Source organism: Massilia scottii, assembly GCF_030846495.1.
GTDB lineage: Bacteria > Pseudomonadota > Gammaproteobacteria > Burkholderiales > Burkholderiaceae_D > Telluria_A > Telluria_A violaceinigra.
On the sequence record NZ_JAVCWM010000014.1, the window covers coordinates 132,857 to 141,011 of the forward strand.

An 8,155-nucleotide genomic window follows, 5' to 3' on the forward strand; every position below is an offset into this window, starting at 1 on the left:
TGACTACGCCTGCGACGCCGCCAGCGTTGCGCGGCGCCCCGCCGTCGTCAGGAACACCGCGTAGCCTGCCAGCAGCAAACCGCCGAACACCAGTGCCATCACAAAGTTGTAATAAACCATCGTCCCCAGGCACACCAGCGCGCCGAGCAGGGCGAACAGCGGAAAGTATGGGTACAGCGGCGCACTGAACGGCCGCACCATCTGCGGCTCGCTGCGGCGCAGCTTGAACAGCGCCAGCATGCTGACGATATACATCGTGATCGCCCCGAAGACCGACATGGTGACGATATTGGCCGTCAGGGTCTGCCCGCCGATCTTGATCAGTTCATCGCTGTAGATCGCGGCGATGCCAACCACGCCGCCGGCCAGCACGGCGCGGTGCGGGGTCTGGAAGCGCGGGTGAATCTTGGCGAAGTAATGCGGCAGATAGCCTTCGCGGGCGAGCGCGAAAATCTGGCGCGAGTAGCCAAAGATAATGCCGTGAAATGAGGCGACCAGTCCGAACAGGCCGAGCCAGACCAGCATGTGCAGCCAGCCGCTGCTGCCGCCGACGATCATCTTCATGGCCTGCGGCAGCGGATCGTTGATGTTGGACAGCTTGGTCCAGTCGCCCGCCCCGCCGGCGAACAGCATGACGCCCAGGGCCAGCGCCACCAGGGTCAGGATGCCGCTGACGTAGGCAATGGGAATCGAGCGGCGCGGGTCTTTCGCCTCCTCCGCCGCCATCGCCACCCCTTCGATGGCCAGGAAAAACCAGATCGCAAACGGAATGGCCGCGAACATGCCCGGAATGGCCGCCATGCTGAAGCTGTCCTGGCCTGCCCATCCGCCCTTGGTGAAGTTGGCGAGTGAAAAGCCCGGAGCGACCACGCCCATAAACACCAGCAACTCGAAAATCGCCACGATGGCCAGCAGCAGTTCCAGCGTGGCCGCCACCTGCACGCCGATGATGTTCATGGTCATGAAGATGAGATAGGCGCCAAGCGCGACCAGCTTGGGATCGAGGGCGGGAAACTGCACGTTCATGTACGCGCCGATGGCCAGTGCGATGGCTGGCGGGGCGAACACGAACTCGATCAGCGTGGCGGCGCCGGCGATGTAGCCGCCGACCGGGCCGAAGGCGCGCTTGCTGTAGGCGAACGGGCCGCCCGCATGCGGGATCGATGTGGTCAGTTCGGTAAAGCTGAAGATGAAGGTGGTGTACATGGCGGCGATGAAGAGCGCCGTCACGGCAAAGCCGAGGGTGCCGGCCGAGGCCCAGCCATAACTCCAGCCGAAATACTCGCCGGAAATGACCAGCCCGACGGCGATACCCCACAATTGAAAGGTGCTTAGTGCCTGCTTGAGCGCGGGCGCGCCTGCGTTATTCGCGTTCATGAGTGACTCCAATCCGGGTAAGGTGGCGAAACTTGAGACGAAGATTGCTCGATGCGGCCGGCCCAATCGCAAGCGGGAAGGTGCTATCCGAAGAGGATAAACAGTGCCGACGAGTCAAGTATGCCGTTAAATTAACGGTTTTGGCGAAGAAAATTCAACACATCACCTGTCAAATCCGACCCAGTAATACTCATCCTTGCCTTCACCCCTGAACAGGTAGCCGGTGCCCCAGAAGGCGACGAAGTTCTGCTCGGTCATTCTGTTTGTCGGATACCAGTCGGGCGCATGCCTTGCAGAATAAGCGTGGCGCCAGCCCGGCTTGGCCAGCCACGATGGGCCGGGATCCAGCACTGTTTTACCGGTTTTGAGGGTGCCGTGGCCAAATCCGGTAACGTCGTTGCGCCCGGCCAGCCACGCTTCGATGGCCGTGCTCAGCTGCGCCGAACGCATCTCGACATAGGAGATTCTGGCGGCGTCTTCCAGGGGACGTCTGCATTCGATCAGGAGCGAAGCGCGGGTGTACGCAGTCTTCGCATGTGCGTTGCCTGGTGCAAGGACGCTCATCCCGATCGACATATCGGGCCTGCCGTCGCGCAGCGCGCTGTCGGCATGGCCAGCCGAAAACGTCCAGCTGAGCTGCTCGTAGTCGTTCGTCAGGCAAGCCGGCCTGCCCCAGCAATACATATAGGCTACGGCATACAACACGAAACCTATGACCACGGCATAGACGACGGTACTGATCTTTTTCAATTTGCTTCCCTAATATAGCGCATCGCCACAGCTGTGGGCAGGCCATGCCTGCGCGCTTGCCCGCATCGGCAGCCCGGCAATGATCGATTGCCGCGCCAAACCAACCAGACAAAAAAGGCCTGCAACCTGGGTTGCAAGCCTGCGCATTCGGCACCAGTGGAGCCCGTCATGACATCATTTTACACGCGCATGGCACTGGCCTTGTCGAGCGACCAGGTGCCATCCATTGGATCCGGATAGCCCTTGAGCAAAACCTGCTCGCTCAGGCTGCTCATCGATTGCCTGCGCTGGCTATCCCTTTCCTCTTCCGTCCGGCGTGGATCGCCGGTCAGGTAAGGCGCCAGCGTGGACAGCAGATCGCGCTGGAACGCTTGCTGGACTGGCGTGACCGTATCGGACACCAGATTGCCCATCGCATAACTCATCACACGGGCCGACTGGCTGGCTGATTGATTGAGCGTGGCCTTGACCAGCCGCCCCTCGTTGTAGGCCAGATTCACATCGCTGCTGGCAGCATCCTTGATCTGATGGAAGTTGTAGTTTTGAGATTGCTCGGTGTAGTCCAGCTTCAGTTGCCCGCCCGGCGTGCCCGGCGTATGGAAACTGGCGTTCAGTTCGGACTTCTGCTGCTGCGAAATAGAGCGCTCGCCCTGGCTGCGCCCGCCGATGCTGGTGCTCTGCGAGACGTCGTAGGTGAAGCTGTCCTGTTCGCTCGGACGCATCGGATTGATCGAGGCGGACGCCTGACTCACCGACGCGCTGAAGTCGGCCAGCCCGGTGAGCGCGGCGTGGTCCCCGGCCGCCAGTTCCCATTTGCCGCCGGGGGCGGCGCCGGCGCGCGCCGGCGCGGCGCCGACATTGGCGTTGAGCCCGGAAAATGCCTCCTTGAACATCGTCATGAGCCCCGCGTCGGCACGGCCCCTGCTTGCCGCGTGGTCGAACTGCTTCAGGTGATTGGCCAGTGCCCTGGCCTGCTGTTCAGGGCTGCCCAAGCCCGACAGGTTGCTGGTATCGACGCTGACGGAGGCCGTGCCGGACGGGCCGCTCAGGCTCACCTTGCGCTGCGCGCCGTCGGCATGAAAGTGCAGTGCCTGCGTGCGGTCGGGATCGGTATCGAGTCTGATCACCGCGCGCAGGTCCACCGACGCCAGTACGGACGGATCGAATTGCGTGAGGCCCGCCAGTTTGACCGAGGGCGGCTGTTCCGCCATGCCGTCGATGGCGTCCTGGAAAGCGCCGGCCAGGCCGGCCAGTGCGCTGCGCTCCGCGTCGCTCAGTTCGCCGCTCCTGCTCATCTGCACCGCCAGGCCATCGTCCTGGTTATCCAGCGCGAGCTTGACCTCGATGCCGTTTTTGGTGGTGATGCTGAGCGAGATCGTGTCGTCGCCCTGGCCATGCAAGGCAGGTGGTGCGGCCGAGATGCCGTAGGGCGATGACGGCGTTACCGCCGGTGACAGCCGCACCGACTGCGAGACGTTGCTGACATCGCCCCTGAATTGCGTCAGCAGGGCCGAGCCCAGTCCGCTGAAGCGGCCGGCCAGCGAGCGCGAAGCGACATTGGTGCCGATCAGTGCACTCATGCCGTCTTGCGCTGTCGATTCCCACGTCAGCGCGGCGGCGCCGCTCAGGGATGCCGAGACGCTCTGCGGGCTGAGATTGACGATGGTCGAGGGCGTCGCCCTCTGTACTGCTGGCGCTTCACTCCGGCTAGTGGTGAGGGCGGGGCTACGCACTGGCGTGGAGTTCCAGCCAGGGATGGAGGAAATAGCGGTCATGGACGCTGTACGAACATAGTGAATTAGGCTCAAGGAGTGGCTATTTATCAATTGGACACTTCAGGACGGCCTGTCCGCCGAAGCAACATTGACATAAGGTCATAACGACCGCCGATGGGGAATCATGAGGGCTCGCCGAAAATTCATCTGACGAACGAGATGCGGATACGCCATGCAATCCAAAACGCGTCCTGATCCAGGCGTGGGCAAGCTCTGGCAATGACTTGCCGGAATGCCAACATTTGCCATGCGCGCCACTCCTGCATGACAGACCCATCCGCCTACTGCTCGAAGGAATGATCATCAAGCACGAGGCCGAGCGCTGGTCCTCTCGGATCAAGTAGCTTTCTTGCTGCCACTTCCTGGCAGCTAAAAAAGAGCCATACCCGACACCCCCACGCGATGAGCAGGGGTTGGGGGCGGCTTTTTTTTATTCAAATACTAGACCGACGGATGGGACCGTATCCGATGTCGCCTCCGACCCCGTGCCGCGCATGATCGAGATGCTGGAGACGGTGCTGGCGCAGGCCAATGGCTAACGCTTTTTCTTAGCGGCTAAAAATACAAGCCACCCTCGCACCCGCGCAATGCTGCGGGTTGGGGCGGCTTTTTTTATTCAAATACAGAGCAACAGATGGGCCGTTTCCGCTAGTCGTCGGCGACACCGTGCTGGGCCCAAAGTTCATAAATGTACGTTTGCTGGACCTGACCCCGTGCCTTGATTGTCCGCCTTGCGGCTTTCTTCCATACGAGAACTCAATTCGATGGCGATGGGATGCGGCTTGAAGAAATTCCCCCTTGCCAGAACAGGCGCGAAAACGATGCTAGTTCCCAGAGCACATGGACGCCTGAGTCTAAGGATGATGCGATTATCCTTACCATGCGTCTTGTCGATCAGGCTCTTAATGTCCGCTATGCGCACCTGGCACTCGACTGTCCCTCGCTTTACTAACAACGTATCTCCGCAGTCAACCACTTCGTCAGCCATTGCCCCTATGACGCATTTGAAATACAGGTAGATGATGCCTGCCAGTACACAGGGGGCTGCAACCACCCAGGGATTCATTCCTATAATTCCTATAGCGCCGAAGACGCCCAATATGACGAAAAATAGGAAAGGCATCCCTTTGGCAACCGGTATCGATATCTTTTTCATTACGCTTTCTTGAGCTACCTGCTAATCGGGTTTCGGCGATTTCGCGCCATGATACGCCCAGATCCCCCTCGCCTTTAAAGTAATACGCCCAAAATTGTCCCTTGTAGGGAGGGGGAAATCAATCGGCCAGGACGGGTTTCCCGGCCGACCTGCTTTGCCGACATCGACTCCGGATCATCCATCGATTGCAGCTCAAAAATGGTCGCGCTTCCGATCGGGAAAACGCAGTTAGTGCGCACTCTATCGCTGTTCATGGTATCGGCGAAATCGACCATGCCGGCGGTGAGTGTCTTCTTCCCGCGCTCAGAATCGCTGAGGCACTTCCAGGCGTTGGTGTCGAGATAATTGATGCGCTTGGATTGGATTCGATTGCGAATCTCACCTCGCTGATTATCACGATAGTCATCGTAAGAAACCTCCGGGTGCGCACAGTGAAACGCAAAACGCGCAGACCCTATGACGTGATCGGGGTTGACGTACTTATCGAAAGCACTAATATCTTCGTTCACGTGTTTTTCCTTTTCTTTATGCTGTTCTTGTACAAATATGGCGCTATCTGATCAGTCGCGCAGCGCTTGCAACAGTCTGACGAAAAATACGCGACGCGTCGGCTGCAGCCGCAGCAACACCAGCACCGTCAGGGCGCCGTTCCGGCGGCAGCGCCTTCGGCGCCCGGACGCAGTACCGCTGGCGGCGATACCATCACAATCCCGAGCCAGACAAACCAGACAATCTGGCCGATGCCGAAGACAGCACCCAGTTCGCCAAGTGGCGGGATCACGGTGAGCACACCAGCCGTTCCGGTGGCAATCCCAATATAATTGAGCCGCCGCGGGAGGGCCGCCAGGCGCAGCGCAACCACGCTCACCAGGATCACCCATAGCCCGCCAACCAATTCGACACCGCCGCCCAGCCCCTCCTGCACCGCGTTCAGGGTACGCCACGCCACTGTGGCCAAGCGCGGGTCTTCCGCGTACAGTTTGGCGACGGTACTCAGGCCGACGTTGGCGATCATGCCCGTCGCAATCACCAGGCCGGACCAGATCAGGCCGAACGCGCTGGCCACCCGCATCAGCATCTCCGCCCCCTCGGCAAGCCTTGCATGAAGAGCGATCACCAGCACGGCCAGCACTGCGCCGAAGACGACATAGATGACGATATTCCAGGCTTTGAACAGCGCCGACATGCTCAGGATATGGCCCAGCTGTTGCTCGGGCATGGTACCGGCGCCCGCTGCCGGCTGTAGCACGGTCAGCATGACGCTGAAACCGACGATGTAGGCGAACGCTTCAAAAAATGCTGCAACGCCCCCGATTTTTTGCCATTGTGTCTGCATGTGAGCCCCTGATGGTTGTGACCCGAGACAGTAGCATCGGCCGCAGAGACGCCGCACAACGAGGCGATGGACGAACCATGGAGACGGATAGGACGCAAAAATCGCGGACAGATGAAAACGCTTCCACTTTGGTGGCGTTCAGATCGCCCTGTCGACAAGCTCATGAAAAGGTCTTGCGGTCGTCAACGCGCTTGCGTTGGGATGCTGGAACGCAATGGTAACGCTCGGACATTGTCAAATCAGCCATACGAGGCTGCGGCACCGGGGTGCTGGGGTTGCGGGCTAACCGAACGGCTAGCTAGCAAGAGTTCGTGGATAATTGATCTGGGTAACGATCCTCATGAAACCACGAAGGTCCGATGAAGAGTGTAATGGCTGCCAGAAACGAACTTAACGCTAGCGCACCCCTGAGCCGGATGCAAGGCTTCGCCAGCCTGGTCCTTACCAACGACCGCGACCAACGGCGGGCTATCACGATGGTGTTGACCACCACTGCCCTGTATTCGGTCTGTCTTGCACTATTGAGCTTTGGCGTACTCTATGACGTATTTCCCATAGAGAACATCAGCATTCTCGCGTTGCTGCTGACACTGGCCGGCCCGGTTTTTTACTTCATCATACGCAGCGGCCTCAATCTCCGTTTCAGCGAGCCCAAGCTTGCTTTCCCGCAGGCACTGGTGGCACAGTCCATGGTTGCGTTCGCCTATGCGGTGTGCGGCCCGATTCACTCCGCCACGATCGTTTTCCTGGCCGTGGTCACCGTGTATGGCATGTTCGACATGAGCATGCGCCGAGTTCGCCTTGTCTTACTGTATACCCTGACCGTGATGGGTCTTGTCATGGCGTGGAAAGTGCGCACCGACCCGCAGGTCTACCAGGGCCCGCTGGAGCTCATGTATTTCGCCATGATGGCGACGTCCCTCACGGCCATCTCCATGCTGTCGATGCTGGTATCTAAAATGCGCAAACGTCTGCGCAGCCAGAAGGACGAGCTGGCCCGGGCGCTGGAGCGCATCCAGGTCGCCGCCACCCACGATGAACTGACCGGGCTGGACAACCGGCGCCACATGATCACCCTGCTGGGGGAGCACATCACCAGGCGGGCGCGTGGCGGACCCGGCTTTGCGGTAGCGCTCGCCGATATCGACTTTTTCAAAAACGTTAACGATACCCATGGCCACCGTGTCGGTGACGAGGCACTGATGACATTCGCCCACCTGGCGCGCGCCCAGCTGCGCAGTACCGACATCGTCGCACGCTGGGGAGGCGAGGAATTCTTGCTGTTGTTGCCGGAAACGAGCCCTCCGGGCGACCCGCACACCGCGATCGAGCGGCTGCGCGGGGCGCTTGCGGCGGCATCGGCCAGCGCCCATGTTCCAGATCTGCGGATTGCTTTCTCGACCGGCCTGACACGCTACATCGACGGTGAACCGATCGATGACATGATAGAACGGGCCGACCGCGCGCTGTACGCGGCCAAGGACGCCGGGCGCAACCGGACAGTGGCGGCGTAAGACGGTGGCCGGGGATGCGGCCGGTATTCCCATAAGGTTATAGCCAGCGCCGACGGCGAATCATCAGGCTCGCCGAAAATTCATATCATGACCAGGATGCAGGCACACCATAGACAATGAACAACGCATCCTTATTCATTGGTAAGCAGACGCTGGCGCGCCCGTATTCGGGGAATTGCCCGCGTATGCACTGGATGACGACACTTGCGAACGATGGCTGTCACCGGGCCCGGGGATAGACCTGGCC

General features: G+C 60.1%; 7 protein-coding genes. 1 reads left to right on the plus strand and 6 read right to left on the minus strand.

What is annotated here, in order from left to right:
• Window positions 1-3: 3 nt before the first annotated feature.
• The 6 genes from eat to RBA41_RS20300 all read right to left on the minus strand — a co-directional run bounded on the left by eat (window position 4) and on the right by RBA41_RS20300 (window position 6,394).
• Window positions 4-1,377, minus strand: coding sequence for an ethanolamine permease (eat, locus tag RBA41_RS20275; RefSeq protein ID WP_306626066.1), 1,374 nt, complete (start codon window positions 1,375-1,377; stop codon window positions 4-6).
• Between the two features lie 162 nt (window positions 1,378-1,539).
• Window positions 1,540-2,127 carry a hypothetical protein gene (locus RBA41_RS20280; protein WP_306626067.1) on the minus strand — a complete coding sequence of 196 codons (588 nt, stop codon included), beginning with the start codon at window positions 2,125-2,127 and terminating at the stop codon, window positions 1,540-1,542.
• 179 nt (window positions 2,128-2,306) lie between these two features.
• Complete coding sequence (locus RBA41_RS20285) at window positions 2,307-3,902, minus strand: hypothetical protein (RefSeq protein ID WP_306626068.1); 1,596 nt, start codon at window positions 3,900-3,902, stop codon at window positions 2,307-2,309.
• Between the two features lie 682 nt (window positions 3,903-4,584).
• Window positions 4,585-5,058: a hypothetical protein gene (locus RBA41_RS20290; RefSeq protein WP_306626069.1), complete on the minus strand. Its 474-nt coding sequence runs from the start codon at window positions 5,056-5,058 to the stop codon at window positions 4,585-4,587.
• A 74-nt stretch (window positions 5,059-5,132) separates the two neighbouring features.
• A complete protein-coding gene (locus RBA41_RS20295) occupies window positions 5,133-5,567 on the minus strand; it encodes a hypothetical protein (protein WP_306626070.1) in 435 nt (144 codons plus the stop codon).
• Between the two features lie 128 nt (window positions 5,568-5,695).
• Window positions 5,696-6,394, minus strand: coding sequence for a DUF4386 family protein (locus tag RBA41_RS20300; RefSeq protein ID WP_306626071.1), 699 nt, complete (start codon window positions 6,392-6,394; stop codon window positions 5,696-5,698).
• A 371-nt stretch (window positions 6,395-6,765) separates the two neighbouring features.
• Between RBA41_RS20300 and RBA41_RS20305 the strand changes: the two genes are divergently transcribed.
• The gene (locus RBA41_RS20305; protein ID WP_306626072.1) at window positions 6,766-7,908 is read left to right on the plus strand and encodes a diguanylate cyclase; all 1,143 of its coding nucleotides are present in this window, start codon (window positions 6,766-6,768) and stop codon (window positions 7,906-7,908) included.
• The last annotated feature ends 247 nt before the right edge of the window (window positions 7,909-8,155 follow it).